General features: G+C 74.9%; 18 protein-coding genes. 6 read left to right on the top strand and 12 right to left on the bottom strand.

Annotated features, from left to right (window positions below; genetic code table 11):
* Nucleotides 1-172: 172 nt before the first annotated feature.
* The 7 genes from ABZ920_RS09140 to ABZ920_RS09110 all read right to left on the bottom strand — a co-directional run bounded on the left by ABZ920_RS09140 (nucleotide 173) and on the right by ABZ920_RS09110 (nucleotide 8,959).
* Nucleotides 173-1,285 carry a hypothetical protein gene (locus tag ABZ920_RS09140; protein ID WP_361500582.1) on the bottom strand — a complete coding sequence of 371 codons (1,113 nt, stop codon included), beginning with the start codon at nucleotides 1,283-1,285 and terminating at the stop codon, nucleotides 173-175.
* Nucleotides 1,286-1,337: 52 nt separating this feature from the next.
* Nucleotides 1,338-1,685, bottom strand: coding sequence for a hypothetical protein (locus ABZ920_RS09135; RefSeq protein ID WP_361500579.1), 348 nt, complete (start codon nucleotides 1,683-1,685; stop codon nucleotides 1,338-1,340).
* Nucleotides 1,672-3,429, bottom strand: a complete 1,758-nt coding sequence (locus ABZ920_RS09130; RefSeq protein ID WP_361500576.1) for a hypothetical protein — start codon at nucleotides 3,427-3,429, stop codon at nucleotides 1,672-1,674. Before ABZ920_RS09130 ends, ABZ920_RS09135 begins: the two co-directional genes overlap by 14 nt.
* Before the next feature lie 178 nt (nucleotides 3,430-3,607).
* A complete protein-coding gene (locus ABZ920_RS09125) occupies nucleotides 3,608-4,597 on the bottom strand; it encodes a malate dehydrogenase (protein ID WP_361500573.1) in 990 nt (329 codons plus the stop codon).
* Nucleotides 4,598-5,792: 1,195 nt separating this feature from the next.
* The gene (locus tag ABZ920_RS09120; protein ID WP_361500570.1) at nucleotides 5,793-7,007 is read right to left on the bottom strand and encodes a DUF2690 domain-containing protein; all 1,215 of its coding nucleotides are present in this window, start codon (nucleotides 7,005-7,007) and stop codon (nucleotides 5,793-5,795) included.
* Nucleotides 7,008-7,614: 607 nt separating this feature from the next.
* Nucleotides 7,615-8,055: a DUF3017 domain-containing protein gene (locus tag ABZ920_RS09115; protein ID WP_361500977.1), complete on the bottom strand. Its 441-nt coding sequence runs from the start codon at nucleotides 8,053-8,055 to the stop codon at nucleotides 7,615-7,617.
* 49 nt (nucleotides 8,056-8,104) lie between these two features.
* Nucleotides 8,105-8,959 (bottom strand): bifunctional methylenetetrahydrofolate dehydrogenase/methenyltetrahydrofolate cyclohydrolase, encoded by an 855-nt coding sequence (locus ABZ920_RS09110; RefSeq protein WP_361500567.1) that lies wholly within the window; start codon nucleotides 8,957-8,959, stop codon nucleotides 8,105-8,107.
* Between the two features lie 261 nt (nucleotides 8,960-9,220).
* Here ABZ920_RS09110 and ABZ920_RS09105 point away from each other — a divergent pair, with 261 nt between their 5' ends.
* The 4 genes from ABZ920_RS09105 (at nucleotide 9,221) to ABZ920_RS09090 (ending at nucleotide 12,940) form a co-directional block, all read left to right on the top strand.
* Nucleotides 9,221-9,784: a hypothetical protein gene (locus tag ABZ920_RS09105; RefSeq protein ID WP_361500564.1), complete on the top strand. Its 564-nt coding sequence runs from the start codon at nucleotides 9,221-9,223 to the stop codon at nucleotides 9,782-9,784.
* Between the two features lie 115 nt (nucleotides 9,785-9,899).
* On the top strand, nucleotides 9,900-10,646 hold the full coding sequence (locus ABZ920_RS09100) for an FHA domain-containing protein (protein ID WP_361500561.1): 747 nt from the start codon (nucleotides 9,900-9,902) through the stop codon (nucleotides 10,644-10,646).
* Entirely contained in the window at nucleotides 10,643-12,313 is a 1,671-nt protein-coding gene (locus tag ABZ920_RS09095; RefSeq protein ID WP_361500558.1) for a protein kinase, read from the top strand. Before ABZ920_RS09100 ends, ABZ920_RS09095 begins: the two co-directional genes overlap by 4 nt.
* A 120-nt stretch (nucleotides 12,314-12,433) precedes the next feature.
* Nucleotides 12,434-12,940 (top strand): hypothetical protein, encoded by a 507-nt coding sequence (locus ABZ920_RS09090; RefSeq protein ID WP_361500555.1) that lies wholly within the window; start codon nucleotides 12,434-12,436, stop codon nucleotides 12,938-12,940.
* 79 nt (nucleotides 12,941-13,019) lie between these two features.
* Here the strand turns inward: ABZ920_RS09090 and purH are convergent, their stop codons facing one another.
* The gene (purH, locus tag ABZ920_RS09085) at nucleotides 13,020-14,609 is read right to left on the bottom strand and encodes a bifunctional phosphoribosylaminoimidazolecarboxamide formyltransferase/IMP cyclohydrolase (protein WP_361500552.1); all 1,590 of its coding nucleotides are present in this window, start codon (nucleotides 14,607-14,609) and stop codon (nucleotides 13,020-13,022) included.
* Nucleotides 14,606-15,235: a phosphoribosylglycinamide formyltransferase gene (purN, locus tag ABZ920_RS09080; RefSeq protein WP_361500549.1), complete on the bottom strand. Its 630-nt coding sequence runs from the start codon at nucleotides 15,233-15,235 to the stop codon at nucleotides 14,606-14,608. Before purN ends, purH begins: the two co-directional genes overlap by 4 nt.
* A gap of 290 nt (nucleotides 15,236-15,525) precedes the next feature.
* Here purN and ABZ920_RS09075 point away from each other — a divergent pair, with 290 nt between their 5' ends.
* Nucleotides 15,526-16,356 carry a hypothetical protein gene (locus ABZ920_RS09075; RefSeq protein ID WP_361500547.1) on the top strand — a complete coding sequence of 277 codons (831 nt, stop codon included), beginning with the start codon at nucleotides 15,526-15,528 and terminating at the stop codon, nucleotides 16,354-16,356.
* Between the two features lie 26 nt (nucleotides 16,357-16,382).
* On the opposite strand, the gene ABZ920_RS09070 is transcribed toward ABZ920_RS09075, so the two are convergent.
* Nucleotides 16,383-18,758, bottom strand: a complete 2,376-nt coding sequence (locus tag ABZ920_RS09070; RefSeq protein ID WP_361500544.1) for a DUF6350 family protein — start codon at nucleotides 18,756-18,758, stop codon at nucleotides 16,383-16,385.
* Nucleotides 18,759-18,863: 105 nt separating this feature from the next.
* Between ABZ920_RS09070 and ABZ920_RS09065 the strand changes: the two genes are divergently transcribed.
* Entirely contained in the window at nucleotides 18,864-19,973 is a 1,110-nt protein-coding gene (locus ABZ920_RS09065; RefSeq protein ID WP_361500541.1) for a sigma factor-like helix-turn-helix DNA-binding protein, read from the top strand.
* A 594-nt stretch (nucleotides 19,974-20,567) separates the two neighbouring features.
* On the opposite strand, the gene sucD is transcribed toward ABZ920_RS09065, so the two are convergent.
* Both sucD and sucC read right to left on the bottom strand, forming a co-directional pair.
* Nucleotides 20,568-21,452, bottom strand: coding sequence for a succinate--CoA ligase subunit alpha (gene sucD, locus ABZ920_RS09060; protein ID WP_361500538.1), 885 nt, complete (start codon nucleotides 21,450-21,452; stop codon nucleotides 20,568-20,570).
* Between the two features lie 28 nt (nucleotides 21,453-21,480).
* Nucleotides 21,481-22,659, bottom strand: coding sequence for an ADP-forming succinate--CoA ligase subunit beta (sucC, locus tag ABZ920_RS09055; RefSeq protein WP_361500535.1), 1,179 nt, complete (start codon nucleotides 22,657-22,659; stop codon nucleotides 21,481-21,483).
* Between the last annotated feature and the right edge of the window lie 634 nt (nucleotides 22,660-23,293).

Genomic DNA, 23,293 nt, shown 5'->3' with positions numbered 1-23,293 from the left:
TCCGTTCCTGCTCCGTCGCCCCGGGCTGCCCGGGCGCCGGCCCGGGGGCCGGCCCCGGGGATCGGGGTACCTGCCCTTCCGGGTGCGTCGCATGCGCCCGGCGGGCCGGAAGTGGCACGGCTCACGGAAGGCTGGGTACGAAAGGCGGCAAACGGGGCGGCCCGCCCGCGCCTCACTCCGAGCAGGGCGCGCCGGCCGGGCAGAACCAGTTCAGCGCCGTGTCCACGGCCTGCCGTTCGTCCTCCCGGCCGTCGCCGTCCGGGCCGTAGGAGGCGATCGCGTAGAGCTTGCCGTCGGCGGCCTGGAAGCGTTCGTCGACGACGTGCCAGGTGCCGATGTCCGGCTCGCCCCTCAGGGAGGCGGCGGTGTACTCCAGCCGCGAGCCGGTGAAGTCGGCGCTGTCCAGGTTCTGCAGGGAGAGCTGCCGGAATCCGTCGGGCTTCGGCACCTCGTCGGACAGGAACAGACGGAACGACTCGTCCGGTGACGGCTCCGCCACCTCGTACACCTGGATCCGCCGGGTGCCCGTGGCGTCCCGGTAGTTGACGATGTCCATGCCGTACTTGGCGCCCACGGTCGTCCGGTTCTGCTGCCAGCCCTCGGGCAGGGCGATCCGGAAGCCCTCCGGGTCGTCGTACACCGTGGATCCGGCGGGCGGCTCGGCGGCCGACGTCGACGGGGCGGGTGTGGGGGTGGGGGACTCGCCCTGCGTGACGGGCGCCGGCCCGGCGGTCGTGGCCGTGCCGCCCGTCGTGGAGGGGTCGTCGGAGGTGCCGCCGAACCCGAGCGTCACCGCCAGGCTGACGGCCACCCCGACCGCGGCGGCCGCGGCGATCACCGTCACCACCGTGCGGCGGCTGTGCCCGCCGAGCCGCGCCGGGGCGGACGGCGGGAGTGCCGGGGGCCAGGTGTCGGCCGGGAGGGACGATCCGCCCGAGGAGGGCCAGGTGCCGTCGGCGGGAGGGAGGGGCGGGGCGGCGGGAGGCCGGGTTCCGTCGGCCGGGAAGGACGGCGGGACTGCCGGGGCGGTGCCGCCGGACGCCGGTGCGGACGGCGGGGCCGCCGGGCCCGCGCCCTCGCCCGCGGACGGCGGCCACGGCGCAGCCGATCCGCCCACGCCCGTCGCCGCGTCCGGGTCCCGGACGGTGCCGAGCGGCGCGGACTGAGCGGCCGGTGCGTGCTCCGGCCGCGCGGGCGGCGGCGGAGTCACCTGCGGTGTGCTCCGCGCGCCGTCCTCCCAGCGCTGGGTCTCCTCGTTCCAGAACCGTCCGCCCCCGTCGGCCACGGCGCCCTCCCCTTTCACCAACCCCGGCCCCGTCACGGTCGCCGGGTCCGTCTCACAGCCCCAGCAGACCGGCCACGGCCCCGGCCGACGCGAACAGGGTCAGCACCGACTGGGCGTCCGACAGCACCTCGCGCAGCCGCTGCCGTCTCGTGTCGCCGGCCGTGCCGGTGCGGGCGATCTCGTTCTCGGTGTCGGCCAGGGCCTCGTCCAGCGCCCGGGTCTCGTCGCTGGCGTTCAGCCGGGCGAGGTCGGCGCGCAGCTCGCGCACCGCCCGCAGCAGCGCCTCGGCGGACTCGTCGCGCGCGGCGGCGTAGCGGTTCTCCGACCGCGCCCCCTTGCCGATGGCGAGGCTGCTGTGCGAGACGTTGCTGATGCTGACGGACGGCTCATCCGTGGTCATCGGGGCCGGATCCCTTCTGCGGCACGGAGCCGCCCATGGTCGTCGAGGCGGAGGCGTGGTCGCCGAGGGCGATGGTGCTGCCCTCCACCTGGCTGATGTGCACACCGCCGTGGCTGATGTTGTTGATCTGCTGCACGAACTCGCCGGTCTGGTAGCCGCTTTCGGCCAGTGCCGCCCGCACGCCGTTCGCCACGCGGTCCTGGATGCTCCTCAGGTAACGCTCGATGTCCATGCCCTGGAACAGCGAGCGGGAGGTCGCCGAGCCCAGCTCACGCACCGACACGGCGGGTCCGTCCGGCAGGGCGTGCGCGTAGCCGCCGGTCAGCAGGCGCCACACGTACCACAGCCCCTTGCCCAGGGCGACCAGGGACCGGGCCGCCGAGGAGGGCACCAGCGGCACCGCCCAGGCCGCCTTGCCCAGCAGGTTGTTGTGCCGGAACCGGTGGGCGGTGCGGTCGGCCTCCTTGAAGTCCTCGCGCACCGGCAGCAGCACGTGCGGGGCGACCTCCAGCATGAGCATGCGGCCCTGGGTGTGGATGCGCACGAACACCGTGACGACCAGCTCCTCCTCCCAGCCGCCGACGCGGATGCGCAGGAAGTGGCGCCGCTTCTCGCCGCCTTCCTCGACCGCGCGCGCCCGGTGCTCCTCGAACGCCGCCCGGTCGTACGGGGCGTCGACGCGCCGCAGCAGGCCCTCGGCCGGCAGGAACACGCACTCGTCGACCTCCAGGCGCCGCAGCCGGTCGCGGACCGTGTAGCCGGCGTACTCGGAGGGCAGCCGCAGCTGCTCCAGCAGCGGCCGGATCTTCTCCAGGACCGCCCGGTTGCTGATCGGCAGCTGCTGCTTCCGCAGGGTGTCCGGCTTCAGCTCGACGGGGAGCACCCAGGTGTCGTGGGCGCCCCCGGCCCCGCAGAACGGGCGCAGCTCGTGGTACATGATCAGCGGTGCGTGCTGCTCGGCCCTGATCCGGTCCTTCAGCCGCTGGAACCGCGCGCCCTCGTCGCGCTCGGCGGGATCGCCCGCGGCGTCCGGGAAGCGCTGCGGGGACAGCTCGGCCGCCAGCGCCCGGGCGAACTGGTTCCGCTGCGCGGCCACGCACACCGCGAGCAGCGCGAACAGCACGATCGTGGCCCAGGCCTGCCAGGGCTTGATCAGGTCGCCCAGCGCGGACCCCGGCAGGAGCACCTCGCTCGCGCTCGGCCCGCCGGAGGAGTCGTAGCCGTAGGGGCCGGAGTCGTACGTGGACGACTCGTCGTCGGAGCCGCCGAACGCGGACGTCAGCGTGGTGTACAGCAGGACCACGAACATGATCCGGCCCCACCAGCGGATGAGGAAGGCCGGGACCCGCCGGTACAGGGGCGGCCGCTCGTCCCGGCCCCGGATCCACGCCGCGAAGGCGAGGTACAGGCTGGGCACCACGAACAGGGCCAGCCAGAGGCCGGTCAGGGCCGCGCCCACCACCCACAGCCCCAGGACCAGACCGGCCCACAGCAGCTCCCGCCGCCGGGCCCGCAGCGCGTGCGCGAGGACCCGCGCCGCGTCGAACCCGAGCGAGGGGGCCACGAACCGCTGCTCGTTGAGATGCAGTTCCTCGATGACCCGGTCGCGGTAACCGGAATCCAGGTACGTGCCCGCGCACAGCAGCCGGGTGGCCTCACTGGCGTGCGGCGGCGTGACGGGCAGGTCCGGTGGTGCCGCCGTGGGCGCGGGCTGCGGCTGCTGCGGCACGTACGCGGTGCTCACGCGAATCCCCCGATGCGTGTGAAAAGAACTCCGGTGACAAGGAGTTGATGACCCATCAGCATAGAGGGACGAGGGTGGCGAGGAAAGCGGAATGTCAAGACCGCAGGCCCCGCTCCGGTGGACCGGAACGGGGCCTGCGCGGGGTGCCGACGGACAGCCCGGGGGCTGTCCGGGTGGGTCAGATGAGGCCGAGGCCGCGGACCGCCTCGCGCTCCTCCTCGAGCTCCTTGACGGAGGCATCGATGCGGGCGCGGGAGAAGTCGTTGATGTCCAGGCCCTGCACGATCTCGTACTTGCCGTCCGTGCAGGTCACCGGGAAGGAGGAGATCAGGCCCTCGGGGACGCCGTAGGAGCCGTCCGACGGGATGCCCATGGAGGTCCAGTCGCCCTCGGCGGTGCCGTTCACCCAGGTGTGGACGTGGTCGATCGCGGCGTTGGCGGCGGAGGCGGCCGACGAGGCGCCGCGGGCCTCGATGATGGCGGCGCCGCGCTTGGCGACGGTCGGGATGAAGTCCTCGGCCAGCCACTTCTCGTCGTTGACCACCTCGGCGGCGTTCTTGCCGGCGACCGTGGCGTGGAAGATGTCCGGGTACTGGGTGGCGGAGTGGTTGCCCCAGATGGTCAGGCGCTTGATGTCGGAGACCGAGGAGCCCGTCTTCTTCGCGAGCTGGGTCAGCGCGCGGTTGTGGTCCAGGCGGGTCATCGCGGTGAAGCGCTCGGCCGGCACGTCGGGGGCGGCGGCCTGCGCGATGAGCGCGTTGGTGTTGGCCGGGTTGCCCACGACGAGGACCCGGATGTCGTCCGCGGCGTGGTCGTTGATGGCCTTGCCCTGCGGCTTGAAGATGCCGCCGTTGGCCTCCAGGAGGTCACCGCGCTCCATGCCCTTCGTGCGCGGGCGGGCGCCCACGAGGAGGGCGACGTTGGCGCCGTCGAACGCGACGTTCGGGTCGTCGGTGATGTCGATGCCCCGCAGGAGCGGGAACGCGCAGTCGTCCAGCTCCATGGCCGTGCCCTCGGCGGCCTTGAGCGCCGGGGTGATCTCCAGCAGACGCAGCTTGACCGGCACGTCCGCGCCGAGCAGCTGGCCGGAGGCGATGCGGAAGAGCAGGGCGTAACCGATCTGGCCGGCCGCGCCGGTGACGGTGACGTTCACGGGAGTGCGGGTCATGGCGTTCTCCGTATGACAGCTGGCGGTGGGGCGTCCCTGCCCCGGGGTGCGGGATCCCGACGCCGGCTCGTGACCGGCGCCCGGCGCGATGATCGATCACCGGTACGGATGATCGATCTCTTGGCGTCAAGAGAGATCCAGCGGTCAGGCTATCGCGCCTCCGGGATGCGGGACGGCCGGGCTGCGTGTGGCCCGGCCCACAGAGTGACCGGCGCAACGGACCGGCCGGGGCCGAACGGAAGGCGGCCGCCCGTCCGGGAGAGGGGGAGGACTAGAACGGCCGCCGAGGGGGTTCCCGGAGCACCGGAGCACCGGAGTCCCGTGGGGCTACCGTTCGGCTGCCCACGTCCGGACGAGTCATGCGCGCCGCTGTCGGCCGGTTGGCCGGAGAACGATCGGGTGGCCGATTGGCCGGAGACCTACCGGTCGGCTGGCTACCCGGAGGACGACGGTTGCCCGGTTGGCCGGTGGCCATTACCCGGAGAACGGGCGCGCGGGCCGGCGTCCCGCCGTTCGCCGTGTGTGCCCGCGGCCCGCCCTACCGTTCGCCGCCCGTGCCCGGCCCGCCCCGCCGTTCGCCGCGCGCCCACGGCCCGGCCCGCCGTGCGCCGTGCGTGCCCACGACCCGCCCCGCCGTGCCCTGTGCGTGCCGGCGGCCAGCCCCGCCGTTCGCGCGTGCCCGCGGCCCGGCCCGCCGTGCGCCGTGCGTGCTCGCGGCCCGCCCCGGCGTGCCCTGTGCGTACTCGCGGCCAGTCCCGGCATCCGCTGTGCGTGCCCGCGGCCGGCCCGCCGTTCGCCGCGCGCCCACCGCCCGCCCCGCCGTGCGCCGTGCGTGCCCACGACCCGCCCCGCCGTGCCCTGTGCGTGCCCACGGCCCGGCCCGCCGTTCGCGCGTGCCCACGGCCCGCCCCGCCGTGCGCCGTGCGTGCCCGCGGCCCGCCCCGGCGTGCCCTGTGCGTGCTCGCGGCCAGTCCCGGCATCCGCTGTGCGTGCCCGCGGCCCGCCCGCCGTTTCGCCGCGCGCCCAGGGCCCGCCCCCGCCGGTCGCCGCGCGTGCCCACGACCCGCCCCGCCGTGCCCTGTGCGTGCCCGCGGCCCGGCCCGCCGCGCGCCGCGCGCCCACCGCCCGCCCCGCCGTGCGCCGTGCGTGCCCGCGGCCCGCCCCGCCGTGCGCCGCGCGTCCCGCCCGGCCGTGTCTACGTCGTGCACCCCGTCCGTCCCGACGCCAGCGTGACGCACGCCCTCACCTGTGCGGCGTCCCGCACCGCGACCATCGGCGTGTACGCGGTCGTGGCGCCGGCGGCCGTGACGGTGCCGGTCTCCTCCAGGGCGCCGGCCTCGACCCGGACCCGGTCGCCCTGGGCGCCCTGGGTGACGCGGCCCCAGGCGGCGCCGCAGGTCCTGCTGTAGCGGACCTCGACGACGGCCGTGCCGACGGTCGCGCTGCGGTCCGTGGTCACCAGGTCGCCGCTGCACCCCATGGCCTCGGCGTCCTTGCCGGTGCAGCCCGCCCCGCTGCACCCGACGCCGGCGGGCAGGGCCGGACGGGTGCTCGCGGCGGGGGCCGGCGAGCCAGCCGTGCCCCGCGCCTCGCCGTGCCCGCCGCCGTCGGTGAACCAGAGGACGGCCCCGATCAGGAGGAGCGCACCGGCCGCGCCCGCGACGAACACCGTCAGCCGCCGGGTGCCCGTGTCGTCGCCGCCGGTGCCGGTGGGACGCGGGGCGCCGGCCGGTGCGGCGTGCGGGGCCGGGGCGTGAGCCGGCCGCCCGGGTCCGCCGGACGGCGCCGCCGTGGGTCCGGGGCCGGGCGCCGCCGCCGCGGGCCCGGCGGCCGCGCCCGCGCGGGACGCGCCGCGGCGCCCGGCCGCGCCCCCAGAGTCGCCCGGCGCGGAGCCGGAGCCGGAAGGCGCCCGCTGTGGGACGCCGTCGCGTACGTCGGCGTCGGACGCCGTCGGCTGCGCCGGCACCGCCGCCACGGCACCCGCGGCGCCCCCGGTCGCGGGGGCGTTCGCGGCACCGCCGCCCATGCGGACGGGCCCGCCGCCCGAGGCCTCCCCGGCGGACCGCCCCGCGGCCTGCCCGGGCGCGCTGCCCGCCCGCGCGATGCGCAGCGCCTCCGTCGCCGGGTCGTGGCCCGTCCCCGAGCGGCTCCAGGCCCGTTCCGCGAGCTCCCACAGCTCGGTGAGGTGGGCGGGGCTGGTCCCGGTGACCTCGGCGAGCGCGATGATCGCGCCCTTGGGCGCGAGGAGCCGGCCGTCGAGGTAGCGCTCCCAGGACGTCGCGCTGTAGCCCGTGCGGTCCGCGAGCGCGGCGGCATCCAGGCCGCCGTGGTCCACGAGCCGCCGCAGCCGGCCGGTGAACTCCCGTACCTGCGGATCGAGTTCGTCGGGCAAGGCCGTCCAGCGAGGCATTGCTTCCCCCTCTTCCCGGTGCTGATGGTCCGCCGCGCGGTGCCCTGGCCGAGTCCCCGTTCCGGCCGTACACGGGGATACCTCCGCTCAGGGTGCCAGTTTCCCGGAGCGGAGGCGCACAGGAGCACGCGGACCGGAACGCGCGCCGTGCGCGCACCCTCGTCGGAGCCCCCGCAGCGCCGGTCCCCCACCCCGGCCGCCCCCGTCCGGACGCACCCCCACGGAACCGGTCGGGCCGGCCCCGCGGAGCGCACGAAAGCCGCCTGTCACAGGCACCCTGCGGTCCCCCCGGCGCGAGCGCGGCGGCGGCTCCCCTGCCCGCGGCATCGCCCGGACGGCCGTGCCGCGTCCGTTACCCGCCCGCCCGCAGGGGGTGACGGTGTCGGCCGGACCTGTCTCCGCCGGCTGTGGCGGAAGACGGACACCGTGGCGGAACGGTCACCTCCGTGCCACAGCGTGCGGACAGCCGTTGAACAGCCCGTTCACCGTGCCGGAGAGTTGGCCGTGGCGCCGGCCCGTCCTTGCTCGGGGGAGGGGACGGGCCGGTGCCGCGGGGCCGCGAGGGGCCGGAACTCGTGTCCGGATCCGGCCGGTCCGGACGGGACCCCTATCCCCGGACCGTGTAGTGCAGGGCGTCGTTCAGGAACGGGATCTCCAGCCACGGCTTGGGCTGGGCCATCATCGCCAGCAGGACGATGACGGCGCCGAGCACGCCGTAGGTGACGATGTCCGTGAAGCGGGAGCGGACGGCGAGCATGCCGACGCCGGGCAGCAGCCAGCGCAGCACGGCCCCGCCGACCAGCCCGACGCCGATCAGCAGCGTCCCGACCCGGAACGCGTCGAACGCGGTGACCAGCAGGCCGAGCCCGACCACGGACAGCACCGCGAGCATCGGCCACTGCCGGGCGGGGGCCGGGGCGTCACGGGGCGCGGCCCGGCCGCCGCCCTCGGGGGGCGCGGTGTCCCTGGTGAACAGCGGGAAGCGGCGCGTGACCCGCCGGGGCCTGCCCTCGGCGTCGGGCGCGCTGATCGGGTCCCGCACCTCGATCTCCGGCTCCGCGGCGGCGGCGTCCGCCCCGCGCTGGGTGCCCTCTGCGTCAGCCGACACTGCGCTCCGCCGCCTCGACCACGTTGACCAGCAGCTGGGCCCGGGTCATGGGGCCGACACCGCCGGGGTTGGGGGACAGCCAGCCGGCCACCTCGGCGACGTCCGGGTGCACGTCGCCCACGATCCTGCCCTCGGCGTTGCGGGAGACACCGACGTCGAGGACGGCGGCACCGGGCTTGACGTCCTCGGCGCGGATCAGGTGCGGGGAGCCGGCCGCGGCGACGATGATGTCGGCGCGCCTGAGGTGGGCGGACAGGTCACGGGTGCCGGTGTGGCACTGGGTCACCGTGGCGTTCTCGCTGCGCCGGGTCAGCAGCAGCGGCATCGGGCGGCCGATGGTGACACCGCGGCCGACGACCACGACCTCGGCGCCCTTGATCTCCACGCCGTGGCGGCGCAGCAGGGTCAGCACACCGTTGGGGGTGCAGGGCAGCGGGGCCGGCTCGTTCAGGACGAGACGGCCGAGGTTCATGGGGTGCAGGCCGTCGGCGTCCTTGTCGGGGTCCATCAGCTCGAGGATGCGGTTCTCGTCGATGCCCCTGGGCAGCGGCAGCTGGACGATGTAGCCGGTGCAGGCCGGGTCCTCGTTGAGCTCGCGGACGACCGCCTCGATCTCCTCCTGCGTCGCCGTGGCGGGCAGCTCGCGCTGGATGGAGGCGATGCCGACCTGGGCGCAGTCGCGGTGCTTGCCGGCGACGTACTTCTGGCTGCCGGGGTCGTCCCCGACCAGGATCGTGCCGAGGCCGGGCGTGACCCCCTTCTCCTTCAGCGCCGCCACCCGGGCGGTCAGATCGGACTTGATCGCGGCTGCGGTGGCCTTGCCATCGAGAATCTGGGCGGTCATGGTCCCATCCTCGCGGATGACCGGGCCGCGGTTCCAATCCGGGCCCCGATCCCGTCCCGCGCGCATCCGGTCATGATCGGCGATGTTGCGCTTGCACAACACCCGCGCATTCCGGCTGGACAGCTCAAGTCCGGTCGAGAACGATGAAAGCCACAGTGACGCGGACAGCTCATCGGGGGGACGGACCGCATCTGTAGCTCTCTCCTCCGTGCGGTGCCGCGCGCGTCGTCCCGCACGTGAAGCAACGGAGGAAAGACCGCCATGAGTTTCGGTGACCCGAACAACCCCTACGGCGCCCCCCAGGGGCAGCAGCAGGGCTACGGCCACCCGCAGGGTCAGGCGCCGGGCTACGGCTACCCGCAGGCCCCGCCGGTGCAGCAGCACTACGGCGCCCCGGTCCCGCAGTCGATGCCGGGCAACGTCAGCGGGGCCCGCGTCATGCTGTGGGTGATCGTCGCCCTGCAGGTCGTCGGCGCGGCGCTGTTCGCCTTCGCCACCGTCAGCGTCAACGCCGCCAGGAACGACAACACCCTCAAGGACGACGCCGCCTTCCAGCGGCTCGCGGACTACTCCACCGGGCTGCTGTGGGCCATCGTCGTCTTCGCGCTGGCCTGGGGCGTCTTCGGCGGCGTGCTGGCGGCGAAGTTCAACACCGGCGGCAACGGCGTGCGCATCACGACGATGGTCTTCGCCATCATCACCGCGATCCTCGGCATCTACCCGTTCGTCCTGGTGGGTCTGGTGCACGCGGTGCTCGCCATCCTGGTCGCCTGCTTCGTCGGCGGTTCGAACGGCGCGGCCTGGTTCAACCGCCCCCGCCACTGACCACTTCACGCCATTCACCCCAAGGGCCGTGTCTCACCCCGTACAAGGGGGGACGCGGCCCTGGTGCGTCGCCCTAGTCTGAATTCCGCAGCCGTCAGGCACGGGGAGACGCACCTTGTACAGCATCATCGTGGTACCTCCGCCGACCACGGAGGACGAGCACCGCGGCCCGCAGATCCGGCTCGCGCCCGGCGAACGGCTCGCCTTCGGGCGGTCCGCACCCGGCAACGGCCTGGTGATCCCGCACGACGGGGTCTCGCGCCGGGCCGGTGAGATCACCGCCCACGGCGCCTTCTGGATACTGAGCAATCTCTCCGCCCGGCAGACCTACGTCGTGGAGAACCCCGAGGGCGCGGGCGAGCACATCAAGGTCCCGCCCGGGCGGCTGGACGCGCCCGTCCCCTTCGAGTTCTCGCGGATCGTGCTGCCCGCCGCCGGGGACCTCCTGGCGCTGGAGGTCTGGGCGCCCCGTCACGACTACCTGCACGGCGCGGGCGGGACCGACGGCCGGACCACCGCGCCCGCCTTCTGCGTGGACCGCACCAAGCGCTACTTCGCGGTGCTCGCCGCCCTGTGCGAACCCCGGCTGCGCGGCGCCCCGCACGCGGCGCTGCCGACGGTGGACCAGGTCGTCGAGCGGCTGCGCCCGGCCTGGCCGGCCGCGTCCCGCACGTCGGTGCAGTGGAACATCGACTACCTGGCGGTCAAACTCCGTCTGAAACCGGGCCCGGACACCGCCGGGAGCGGCCCCCGCCTCAACGGCAAGAAGGAGTCGCTGGTCTCCCTGGCGCTGCGCTTCGACCTGGTGCGGGAGGACGACCTGGTCGTGCTGGCGCCCCCGCCGAGCCGGGCGGACCGGTGACCGAGCCGTACGCCGTGCCGGTGCCGCGGGGCTACCGGGTCGGCGTCTGGGAGGTGCGCCGCCCCCTCGCGACGGGCGCCTTCGGCAGCGTGTACGAGGCCCGGCGCACCGGCGGCCCCGGAGGGACGTCCGGGGCCGGGCCGTGCGCGCCGGAGGCGGAGCGCGGCGACGGCGCCGGCGCGCTGCCCCGCACGGCCGCCCTGAAGTTCCTGCCCACCGGCACCGGGACCCCGCGCCAGCTCACCCACCTGCGCGAACTGGTCGAGCGGGAGATCGCGTTGCACCGCCGGCTCAGGCGCCCGCGGCTGATCCGCATGTACGAGACCCTCACCGTCGACGATCCCGGTCATCCCGGCCTGGACGGCGCGACCGTCCTGGTGCTGGAGAAGGCGGAGGGCTCGCTGGCCGCCCTGCTGGCCGCCGCGCCGCGGCCCGCCGCCGGTCCCGTGCTGCTGGCCCAGATCTGCGAGGGCCTCGCTCAGCTGCACCGCGCGGGCTGGGTGCACGGCGACCTCAAGCCGGCCAACGTGCTCCTGATGGAGGACGGTTCGGCGCGGCTCGCCGACTTCAACATGGCGGCCGAGCTGGACGGCACGCACGCCTACAGCCCCGCCTTCTCCACCCCCGACTACACCCCGCCCGAGCTGCTGTGGTGCGAGATCGGCGAACACGGCCGGCGCACCCGCCCGTCCGCCGACGTCTGGGCCTTCGGCGTCCTCGCCCACCTCGTCCTCACCGGCTCCCTCCCCCTGCCCGGCGGCACACCGGGCGCCCGCCGGGACGCGGCCGTCGCCTACGCCCGCGGCGCGGAGGACCTGCGCCTGTCCCCCGACCTGCCGGACGCCTGGCGGGACATCGTGCGGGACTGCCTGGCCCGCACGCACGCCGACCGCGTCGGCACCGAGGCCCTGCTGCGCCGTGCCGAGGCCGCGGCGGGCTCCGGCCGCTCGCCGGGCGGCCCGTGGGTCCGTGGCCTCGCGCGCCGCCCGCGCGCCGGACGGGCGCGGCGGGAGGGCCGGCCGCGCGGACGCCGGGCGGGGATGGTGCTCGGCGCGGCCGCCGCCACCGCCGCCGTCGCCGCTCTCGGCTACGGCGTCAGCGCCTGGGGGGACCGCGAACACGGCTCCGGCGCCCCCTCGCACACCGCGTCCCGCGCCGGAACCCACCAGGTCGCCGCCGCCTACGGCGCCTCGGAACTGCGCACGGACAAGGGTGTGCCGGCCGCCTACCGCCTGCTGATCGTGGAGACCGCGCACGACTGCCCGCAGCCGGACGTCACCCCGTCCCTGATCGCGGCGATGCTGAAGGTGGAGAGCGGCTTCGACCCGGACCTCGCCGACCCGGCCCACGACGAGTACGGCATCGCCCGCTGGACCCCGAGCGTGCTGCGCTGGTGGATGCACCCCGACGGCACGCCCGCGGAGAGCGTCCCCCAGCCGCCGTTCCCTCCCGCCGAGTCGATCCCGGCCATGGGCCGCTACCTGTGCTGGATCGCTCCCCGTCTCGACTCCGGCCTGCCGGGGGACCGCCGGGTGCTGATCGCCCTCGCCTACCGGACGTCGTACGCGAAGGTGAACGGCGCGGGCGGCGTGCCACCGAAGTACCGCGGCTACGCCGGCCGCGTCGCCCACTACCTGAAGGAGTACACGCCGCCCGGCAGGAAGTGACCCTGAGACCTCCGAGGTACCCCCGCCCCGGCGTCCCTGGCACGGTGGTCCCACTCCGCTCCGGCGGTGCTCCGCCGGACGGTACGACCACACCGGTGCTCGATCACTCATGGGGGAAACGTGAAGATCTCGAAGCCCGCCGCGCTGCTCGTCGCGGCCACCGCCCTGCTCGCCGGCCCCACCGTCTCGGCCGCCGCCGCCCAGCCGGCCGGGGACGCCGCGCACGCCCGGACCGCCGCCTCGGCGCCGGCCGGGGTCCAGCAGCGCGTCGACGCGGTGCTCGCCGCGCAGCCCGGCGGCCGGCAGGTCGCCGCCGACAAGGTCCACTACGACGGCCTCGACGTGACCGTCTACCCGGCGGACCAGACCCGCCGGGCCAAGGCCGCGGCCCTGGACTGCGCCTACGGCTACCTGTGCGTCAACGTCCGCGGCACCGTCTTCAAGTTCTACAAGTGCCAGACCTGGGCCGTCTCCAACTGGTCCGGCGACGGCGACTTCGTCAACAACCAGACGCCGGGCACGGTCGCCCGCTTCTACAACAAGGACGGCAGCGTCCGCTGGACGTCCACGGCCTACCAGGCCGGCCGCGCCACCTGGGACCCGATCTGGTCCGTGCGCCCCTGCTGACGCGACCGGGCCGCGGTCTCCGCCCCCCTGCCGGGGGCCGGAGACCGCGGCCTGCCGCCTGCCGGTTCCTCCGGCCCGATCAGTGGAAGAAGTGGCGGGTGCCGGTGAAGTACATCGTGACGCCCGCCTTGCGCGCGGCCTCCACGACGAGCTCGTCGCGGACGGAACCGCCCGGCTGGACCACGGCCCTCACCCCGGCCTGGGTGAGGATCTCCAGCCCGTCGGGGAACGGGAAGAAGGCGTCGGAGGCGGCGAACGCGCCCCGGGCGCGCTCGGCGCCGGCCCGCTCCACGGCCAGCTTCGCGGAGTCGACGCGGTTGACCTGGCCCATGCCGACGCCGACCGAGGCGCCGTCCTTGGCGAGCAGGATCGCGTTGGACTTCACGGCCCGGCACGCCCTCCAGGCGAAGGCCAGCTGCTCCAGCCCGGCGGCGTCGAGCGCCTCGCCGGTGGCGAGGGTCCAGTGCGCCGGGTCGTCGCCCTCGGCCTGGAGCCGGTCGGTCACCTGCAGCAGCGCGCCGCCGTCGACGGGCTTGATCTCGACGGGCGCGGCCGGCGCCTCGGGGGCGCGCAGCACGCGGATGTTCTTCTTCTTGGTGAGGGCCTCCAGGGCCCCCTCCTCGTAGCCGGGCGCGACGATGACCTCGGTGAAGATCTCCGCGACCTGCTCGGCCATCTCCTTGCTGACCGGCCGGTTCACGGCGATCACGCCGCCGAACGCGGACAGCGGGTCGCAGGCGTGCGCCTTGCGGTGCGCCTCGGCGACGTCCGCGCCGATCGCGATGCCGCAGGGGTTGGCGTGCTTGATGATCGCGACGCAGGGCTCGGCGTGGTCGTACGCGGCACGGCGCGCGGCGTCCGTGTCCGTGTAGTTGTTGTACGACATCTCCTTGCCGTGCAGCTGCTCCGCCTCGGCGAGGCCGCCGCCGGTCCCGGCGGAGCCGCCCACGGAGGCGGTGTCGACGTAGAGCGCGGCGGGCTGGTGCGGGTTCTCGCCGTAGCGCAGGTTGTGCGCGCGCTCCCAGGTGGCGCCGAGGAAGTCGGGGAACCGCGAGTCGTCCACGGGGGCGTAGGTGCCGGCGAACCAGGACGCGACGGCGACGTCGTAGGAGGCGGTGTGCTGGAACGCCTCGGCGGCGAGCCGCTTGCGGGTGGTGAGGTCGAAACCGCCGCCCTGCACCGCGGCGAGCACGTCGGCGTACCGGGCCGGGCTGGTGACGACCGCCACCGACGGGTGGTTCTTGGCGGCGGCGCGGACCATCGACGGGCCGCCGATGTCGATCTGCTCGACGCAACTGTCGGGCGATGCGCCGGAGGCGACCGTCTCGCGGAACGGGTACAGGTTGACGACGACGAGGTCGAACGGCTCCACGCCCAGCTCGTCCAGCTGCCGGCGGTGGTCCTCCAGGCGCAGGTCGGCGAGGATGCCGGCGTGGACCTTGGGGTGCAGGGTCTTGACGCGGCCGTCCAGGCACTCGGGGAAACCGGTGAGCTCCTCGACCTTGGTGACGGGGACGCCGGCCGCGGCGATCCGCGCGGCCGTGGACCCGGTGGAGACGAGCTCGACGCCGGCCTCGTGCAGCCCGCGCGCCAGCTCCTCCAGACCGGTCTTGTCGTAGACGCTGACGAGCGCGCGCCGGATGGGCCGCTTGTTGCTCTCGGCGGTCACTGGATAACTACCTTTCGTCCCTCAATGCGATAGCCGTTGCGGGCGAGCCGCCCCACGACCTCGACGAGCAGCCTTCGCTCGACTTCCTTGATGCGCTCGTGCAGCGCGCTCTCGTCGTCCTCGTCCCGGACCTCCACCACGCCCTGCGCGATGATCGGCCCGGTGTCGACGCCGTCGTCGACGAAGTGGACGGTGCAGCCGGTGACCCTGACGCCGTACGCGAGTGCGTCCCGCACACCGTGGGCCCCGGGAAAACTGGGCAGCAGGGCGGGGTGGGTGTTGACGAACCGCCCGCCGAACCGCGCGAGGAACTCCTTCCCCACGACCTTCATGAACCCGGCGGACACGACGAGGTCGGGCTCGTGGGCGGCGACGGCCTCGGCCAGCGCCGCGTCCCACTCCTCGCGCGTCCCGTAGTCCTTGACCTTCCGCACGAAGGTCGGCACCCCGGCGCGCTCGGCGCGTGCCAGCCCCTCGATGCCGTCGCGGTCGGCGCCCACGGCGACGATCTCCGCGCCGTAGGCCTCGGCGCCGGCCTCGGCGATCGCGTCGAGGAGCGCCTGCAGATTGGTGCCGGATCCGGAGACCAGCACGACGAGGCGTTCGGCCACGGGCTTGGCGGCCACGGCGGGGCCCTTTCTCGGGGGAGCTGTTTGTGCGGTCGTACGAATGCTTCGCGCCCCCGGATACGGGGAAGCCTACGAAGCAGCCGACCGCCAGCAACGATACCGGCACACCGTGCGGCCCCCACGGGACGGGGGCGTGGCCGGAAGGTAGCGTCTGAGGGGAGCCCGTACGGGAACGCCCTCCGCGCACCGTGCGTTCACGGGATGGCGTACCCGGGTCCCGGGGCTTTCGAGCGCTTCGGGGACGCTCCAGATCAGTCGTGACTCACCAAGGGGAAGACGCTCACTTGATGCCGGACCGCAGCCCGCGACTCCTCACGCTCCCCCCGCAGCCCGCGCCGGGAGGGGTGCGCGGCGCCGTGCTGCTGCGGGAGCGCCCCGCCTCCCCGCCGGACGCGCCCTCGGACGGGAAGAACGGGAAGAACGGCACCGGGCAGGGCGGCGCGGGACAGGACGACAACCCCTTCGCGCCGCCGCCGGAGGGCACGCCCGACCGCCCCTGGCAGCCGCGGCACCCGTCGGGCGGCGGCCAGTCCCCCGACGGCGACTCCGGTGACCGGGACAGGGACGGCTCCCCGTGGGGCAGTCAGTGGAGCGACCGGCAGCCCGGCCGCTCGCCCGGCGGCTTCGGCGACCGTCCGCAGCCGCCCGGCGGCGGATCCGAGGGACCCGGCGGACCCCAGGGGCAGGGCAAGGGCCCCGGCCCGGGCCTGCGCTGGGACCCCACCGACCCCGCCCAGCGCCGGGCGCGCTACGCCCTGCTGTGCGGCATGTGGGCCTTCTTCTTCGCGCTGTTCAGCTGGCCGTACGTGGCGCTGCTGCTGGGCGCGCCCGCTCTGTACTGGGGCATCAGCGCCCTGCGCGCCAAGCCGCGCACGCGCGACCCGCACGCGGCGGCCCCCGCCGCCGTCCCCGAGGGCAGGCCGCAGACGACGGCGGCGGTCAGCGGCCTGGTCACCGCGTCCCTGGCCCTGGCCCTGGTCGCCGTGAGCTTCACGGCGCAGCTCGTCTACAGCGACTACTACTCGTGCGTGAAGGACGCCCTGACCAGCGAGGCCAGGCAGTCCTGCGACCAGCACCTGCCGAAGGAACTGCGGGGCGTGCTGGAGGTCAGCGGCTGAGCCGGTGACGCCTTCGGCCGGGGGCGTCACTCCGGCGCGGTGTGGGGGGCCGAGGGCTCCGGGGAGCCTGGTGGTTCCTCGCTCCGCGTCCGCTCCGGTTCGCCGGCGGCCGGCTGCGCCTCGGGTTCCTCCCGTCCTCCCTGGTGACGTCCTCCTTGGTGGGGGAGGTCGGCCGAGTCGGAGGTGGGCGGCGGGGCGGCCGGGGTCGCCGTCCCGTGAGCGTGCAGCGGCCGCTGTGAGGCCGGCCGGTCGCTCGAGTGCGCGGGGTTCCGGGCCGCTGAAGGGCCTTCCCCTGCCGGTGATTCGCCGTCCACCGCGGACTCCTGGGTGACAACGGGTTCCAAGGGCTGCCCGGGTCCGCCGACGGTCGCGGTTTCCCAGCAGTCGGCGGACCCAGTGGCCGCCCCGGCCTCGACTGCCGGTGTGGCGTCCGCAGCCTGCGCGGCGTGCGCGGCGTGCGCGGCGTGCGCGGCGTGCGCGGCCTGCCTGGCCCGGTCGGCCTGGGCGGGCTGCGTGTCCAGCGCCGGGGCACCGGGCCGGAGCGTCGTCGCCGGGGCGCCGGGGCGGAGCGTCGTCGCCCCCTCCGGTGCCTTCCCGGCCGGCGTTCCCTTCGCCGCGTCCGTCATTTCGGCGGGTCCTGCGGAGACCTCCGTCGCCCGCGCCCTCTCGTCGGGCTCGGTGAAGTCCCTCGCGGCCTCCTTCAGCGCCGCCCAGCGGGCCGTGCGGGTCACGTCGTCGCGCCACAGGGACCCCTCACCGCCCGGCGGGGAGTCGAGGGGCAGCACGTCGTAGGCCTCCAGCGTGGGGTCCTCGTGGCGCCGGGAGGCCGCCGTCGGCTCCGGTACGCGCGGCGTGGGGGTCTTCCCCCGGGTGAACCAGCCCCGCGTCGACGGCCCGGAGGCCGGGTCCCGGCGCCCGTCCGTGCCGGACGGAGCGGCGACCGCGGCCGTCCGCGATGTCCCGGTCCGCGGCTCCCACGTCAGACGGCTCCTGCGGCAGCGCCACGCCCGAGCCAGCAGCGCCGTGGGCGGAGCAACAGTCACCGTCCACGCCAGCACGGCGGGTCCCACCTGCCAGTTCACCGGCCCGAAGCGGGCCAGCGCGGCGTTGCCCAGCGGGCCGCCCGCCAGCGTCGCGAGCACGGCCAGTGCCAGGGCGCACAGCAGACAGGCCAGCCCGGCGCCGCCCACCGTGCGCCCCCACGACCACACCTCGGCTCCTCCCCCGCCGGGTCTCCCGGCACCCCTGTCCGGCCTCTGCGACGTCCGGCCCGGACCCGCGTCCCGTCCGGCAGTTCCGCCCCGGGCACCGCCTCCGTCCGTGCCCGTGTCCCGCCGGCCGCCCGCCGCGTCCCGTCCCTCCGTCACGGCTGCCCCGGCGACGAACCACCCGATCGTCAGCCCGGCCGCCACCGGCACCGCGGCGGCCCAGTGCACCAGCGTTCCCGGCCCCGCGTCCGGCACCGCGGCCAGCAACGGGAACGGCGGCAGCAGCGGGGCCGGCGCGGACGACAGCGGGCCGGCCACATGACCCACACCGAGCGCGAAGCCGGGGCCGGTGGCGTACGCGACCGCCCACACCGCCGCGTTCGGCAGCAGGGCGAGGCACAGCACCACGACGGCGAACCGGCCGGACCACACCTCCGACAGCTGCACGAAGGACCGCTGGACGGCCCCGCCGTGCCCCACCAGCGACACCCCGAGCAGCAGCGTCCCGCCTCCGCCGAAGACCACCGTCCCGGCGGCCGCCGCCCGCGCGGCACCGCCGAGCCGCGCACGGGCCCCCGGCGCGACGAGAAGACGCCGCACGCCCCCCGGAAGCCTGCCGAGTGCCTGCTCCAGCGGGGCACGCGGGCAGCCGTAGGCCGTCCACACCCCGCTGCCCGCGGCCACCGTGACGACCAGCGGCACGCAGATCGCCGTCCAGACGTACGAGGGCCGCAGCGCACCGCCCGCCGCGTACACCGTGGCCGCGCCGCCGACGGCGAGGTAGCCGAGCACCACGCCCACCCAGGCGGTACGCGCGGGGACGAGCGGGCCGCCGTCGCCCGCGTCGGTCGCGTCCCGCGCGGCACGGTGCACGAGCAGTACCGGCAGCGCGAACAGCAGCAGCGGAGTGACACCCACCGGGGCGGGCACGCCGGACAGCGTGTCGGCGCGGAGGAGTTCGGCCCCGTGCGCCAGCACCCACAGCGCGGCGGCGACGTGCAGCGCGCCGGCCGGCCCGCTGTCCGGGTACGGCGAGCTGATCCACAGCGCGATGACCAGCACGGCGAACGAGCCGAGTCCGAGCCCCGCCGCGACCGCGCCCCCGAGGAGGCCGGCGCCCAGGCCGGGCGATCGGTCCCGCACCCGGGTGCGCAGCGGAGGCAGTGGCGGACGTCGAGCGGTCGTCTGGATCACGTCCGCCATGCTCCCAACACCACCCGCTTTCCCCTCGTAACAGGCGAAGTGCCGTTGTGTCGCACAACATACTTTTATGTTCTTTATCAGGCGAAGGGGCGCATCGTGAACCAGAGTCCTGCGAAGCCGTTGCCGCCGCCCGCGGAACGCCGACGCCTGCGCCAGTCCGCTGCCTTGACCCAGCATCAGGTCGCCTCACAGGTCGCTGTCGCCCTCGAGACCCTGCGCGCCTGGGAGGCGGGCCGCTCCGTACCGCGCGGCCGGGAGCGGGAGGAGTACGCCGACCTGCTGGCCTCCATCGCCGAGGCGGAGCGTCAGCAGACCCGCGCACCCGGCGGCCTGACGGCTCGTGGGGGCCCCGGCGCGTCACACGGCGCGCCCGTTCCGGCCGAAGCCTCCGGTGCCACCGCCATGACGCCCGCTCAGGCCTTCGACACGCTCTACGCCTTCTGCGCGCCCGCCCTGGTCCGGCAGGCCTACCTGCTGACCGGCCGGCGGGACCGGGCCCGGAGGGCCGTGGAGCGGGCCTTCCAATCGGCCTGGCAGCGCTGGCCCGAGGTGGCCCGGGACCCGGACCCGGCGGGCTGGGTGCGGGCGGCGGTGTACGACTGCGCCCTGTCCCCCTGGAACCGCCTGCGCCCGCCCTCGCGCGCCGCCGCTGCCGCCGAACCCCCGCCCGCGGACCCCGCGGACCGGGCGCTGCTGCGCGCCCTGCTCGACCTGCCGCCGTCGTACCGCCGTGCCTTGGTCCTGTACGACGGCGTCGGCCTCGACCTGCCGGAGACGGCGGCGGAGAGCGAGGCGAGCACCCCCGCGACGGCGAACCGGCTGATGCACGCCCGCGAGGCCGTCGCCGCGCGCCTGCCGGAGCTGGCCGACCCGGCTCAGCTGCACCGGCGGCTGGTCCGGCTGGCCTCCGGTGATCAGCTCCGGACGGACCAGCCCCCTTGCGTACGGACGGCCGGGGAACGCCGGACCCGCTTCTGGGCCCGGGCCGCGATCGCCTTCACGGTCACCATCGTCGGGGCGACGGCCCTGACGCTGCGCACGGCTCCCACGCACTACGAGGCACCGGTGGCTCCGGGGCACACGGTGCGCGGGGTGCCGCCGCGGGCCGCCCTGGGGCCCCTGTCGCCGGCGCAGACCCGGCTACGGGCCAGGCTGAAGGCGGACATGGCCGGCGGACCGGAGCGCGTGCTGCCGGAGGCCAGGTAGGTGACCACGTGCGGCCGGACGACCACGGATGCCGGTGGGTGCGGCGGGACGACCACCGACGCTGGTCCGAACGGCCGGACGACCGCGGATGCCGGTGCGTGCGGCGGGACGACCACCGACGCTGGTCCGAACGGCCGGACGACCACCGGCGCTGGTCCGTACGGGCGCCGGCGCGTGCGGCGAGTGACCGTCGGCCCCGGCACGTCCGGCGAGTGACCACCGGACCTGGCGCGCGCGGCAAGTGACCACGGCACCAGCGCCCGCGGCGGATGACCACCGGCCCTGGCACCTGGAGCGGATGACCACCGGCCCCGGCACATGGAGCGGGTGACCACCGGCAACGGCGCGCGCGGCGGGTGACCGTCCGCTTCCACGAGGGCGACCGGGCGGCCGCCGACCCCGTCGCCCACGGCCGTGCCGCCGCTGGGCCGATGCGCTGCGGCGCACCGCGCGCCCGTGCGGCAGAAACGCCGGTGGGCCCGCTCCCTGAGGGAGCGGGCCCACCGGCGTTCAGCCGTAGTCCTCGGCCAGGCGCCCGGCCGTCCTGCGCGCCGGGCGCGCGCCCGGCCGGCGGAGGCCGGCCGTGGGGCGGAGTCAGCCGGCGAGGATCTCGCGGGCGAGCTTGGCCGTCTCGGTCGGGGTCTTGCCGACCTTGACGCCCGCGGCCTCCAGGGCCTCCTTCTTGGCCTGGGCGGTGCCGGAGGAGCCGGAGACGATGGCGCCGGCGTGGCCCATGGTCTTGCCCTCGGGGGCGGTGAAGCCCGCGACGTAGCCGACGACCGGCTTGGTCACGTTCTCCTTGATGAAGGCCGCGGCCCGCTCCTCGGCGTCGCCGCCGATCTCACCGATCATGACGATCAGGTCGGTGTCGGGGTCGTCCTGGAAGGCCTTCAGGGCGTCGATGTGGGTGGTGCCGATGATCGGGTCGCCACCGATGCCGACGGCCGTCGAGAAGCCGATGTCCCGCAGCTCGTACATCATCTGGTAGGTCAGCGTGCCGGACTTCGAGACCAGGCCGATGCGGCCCGGCTTGGTGATGTCGCCCGGGATGATGCCGACGTTGGACTGGCCCGGGGTGATGATGCCGGGGCAGTTCGGGCCGATGATGCGGGTCTTGTTGCCCTTCTTGCCGGCGTACGCCCAGAAGGCGGCCGTGTCGTGCACCGCGATGCCCTCGGTGATCACGACGGCCAGCGGGATCTCGGCGTCGATGGCCTCGACGACCGCGTCCTTGGTGAACTTCTCCGGCACGAAGATGACGGAGACGTCGGCGCCGGTCTTCTCGATGGCCTCCTTGACGGTGCCGAAGACGGGTACCTCGGTGCCGTCGAAGTCCACGGTCTGACCCGCCTTGCGCGGGTTCACGCCGCCCACGACGTCGGTGCCGTCGCCGAGCATGAGCTTGGTGTGCTTCATGCCGGTGGCGCCGGTCATGCCCTGGACGATGACCTTGCTGTCCTTGTTGAGCCAGATAGCCATGGTGTCTTGGTGTCCTCGTCCTAGGTGCTTACTTGGCGGCGGCCAGCTCGGCGGCCTTGTCGGCCGCGCCGTCCATGGTGTCGACGCGCTGGACCAGCGGGTGGTTGGCGTCGGTGAGGATCTTCCGGCCCAGCTCGGCGTTGTTGCCGTCGAGGCGGACGACGAGCGGCTTCTCGACCTTCTCGCCGCGGTCCTCAAGGAGCTTCAGGGCCTGGACGATGCCGTTGGCGACCTCGTCGCAGGCGGTGATGCCACCGAAGACGTTGACGAACACGGAGCGGACGTCCGGGTCGCCGAGGATGATCTCCAGGCCGTTCGCCATGACCTGGGCGGAGGCACCGCCGCCGATGTCCAGGAAGTTGGCGGGCTTGACGCCACCGTGCTTCTCACCGGCGTACGCGACGACGTCCAGGGTCGACATGACCAGGCCGGCGCCGTTGCCGATGATGCCGACCTCGCCGTCGAGCTTGACGTAGTTGAGGTTCTTCTCCTTGGCGGCCGCCTCGAGCGGGTTCGCCGCGGCCTTGTCGTGGAGCTCCTCGAAGTCGGGGTGGCGGAACTCGGCGTTGTCGTCGAGGGACACCTTGCCGTCGAGGGCGATGACGTCACCGGAGGCGACCTTGGCCAATGGGTTGACCTCGACCAGGAGGGCGTCCTCCTTGATGAAGGTGTCCCACAGCTTGACGAGGACGTCCGCGACCTTGTCGGCGACCTCGGCCGGGAACTTCGCAGCCTCGACGATCTCGCGGGCCTTCTCGGGCGTCACACCGTCGATGGCGTCGATCGGGGTCTTGGCGACGGCCTCCGGACGGGTGGCGGCCACCTCCTCGATCTCCATGCCGCCCTCGACGGAGGCGATGGACAGGAAGGTGCGGTTGGCACGGTCGAGGAGGAAGGAGACGTAGTACTCCTCGACGATCTCCGGAGCGGTCTCGGCGATCATGACCTTGTGGACCGTGTGGCCCTTGATGTCCATGCCGAGGATGTCCGTCGAGCGGGCGACGGCCTCGTCGGGGGTGGCGGCGAGCTTCACGCCACCGGCCTTGCCACGACCACCGACCTTCACCTGCGCCTTGACGACCGACTTGCCGCCCAGCCGCTCGGTGATCTCGCGCGCCGCCTCAGGCGTGTCGATGACTTCACCGGCCAGCACCGGTACACCGTGCTTGGCGAAGAGGTCCCTCGCCTGGTACTCGAACAGGTCCACGCGCTTCCGTCCCTATCAGTGATCTCGCGGTTCGTTGGATGCGTGGGCGTGCCGCGAAGGGCAACGTGACGTCCGCTCTGTGTCACAAGGGAGGCGCACACGGTGTCCGAGCGCGCGGCATGTCCGTCTCGCAGGTTATCGCCGCTTCCGGGGAGGCTCTAAATCGCAGGTCACACCTGAGCGGTGATACCGGTCACATGAGTCAGCGTACGCGCCCGGCGTGAACGGGTGCGCGGAGCCTCACCGGGCTGGGGTTGGCCCGGTGAGGCCCCTTCTGCGTGCCCGAGGGGGGCGCGTGCGCCGCCCCTGGGGCACGGGCCGGCCGGTCCCCACCCCTTCGGGGACCGACCGGCCCCGCCCGCGGGGTCTCCGGCCGGACGGACCGACGGTTTTCGGTCGTCCGGACCTCCGCCCCGCGGAGTCGGTCGGGCACCGCGCGAGAGCGTCCGCCGGACGCCGCTTCACGCGGCTGTACGTAGGGCCTGCCCTGGGGGAGCGGCCCTACGAACGGGTACGACGGCCGCGGGAGCGCCGCCGCGAGATCGGGCACGGGACCTCCCGCGGGGGGCCGCCGTACGGGTCGAGCACGGTGACACCCAAAGGGCCGCCCTGCAGGCCGAGCACGGTGACACCC

The sequence above is a fragment of the Streptomyces sp. NPDC046831 genome (assembly GCF_040645305.1).
Classification (GTDB): domain Bacteria; phylum Actinomycetota; class Actinomycetes; order Streptomycetales; family Streptomycetaceae; genus Streptomyces.
This window is presented reverse-complemented; position numbering and strand designations above follow the sequence as displayed.

What these genes read in the sequence shown, in the direction of transcription:
- ABZ920_RS09110 (WP_361500567.1), bottom strand. Translation starts at nt 8,959, where the DNA reads ATGACCGCCCAGATTCTCGATGGCAAGGCCACCGCAGCCGCGATCAAG.
- ABZ920_RS09135 (WP_361500579.1), bottom strand. Translation starts at nt 1,685, where the DNA reads ATGACCACGGATGAGCCGTCCGTCAGCATCAGCAACGTCTCGCACAGC.
- ABZ920_RS09120 (WP_361500570.1), bottom strand. Translation starts at nt 7,007, where the DNA reads ATGCCTCGCTGGACGGCCTTGCCCGACGAACTCGATCCGCAGGTACGG.
- ABZ920_RS09105 (WP_361500564.1), top strand. Translation starts at nt 9,221, where the DNA reads ATGAGTTTCGGTGACCCGAACAACCCCTACGGCGCCCCCCAGGGGCAG.
- sucD (WP_361500538.1), bottom strand. Translation starts at nt 21,452, where the DNA reads ATGGCTATCTGGCTCAACAAGGACAGCAAGGTCATCGTCCAGGGCATG.
- ABZ920_RS09125 (WP_361500573.1), bottom strand. Translation starts at nt 4,597, where the DNA reads ATGACCCGCACTCCCGTGAACGTCACCGTCACCGGCGCGGCCGGCCAG.
- ABZ920_RS09075 (WP_361500547.1), top strand. Translation starts at nt 15,526, where the DNA reads ATGCCGGACCGCAGCCCGCGACTCCTCACGCTCCCCCCGCAGCCCGCG.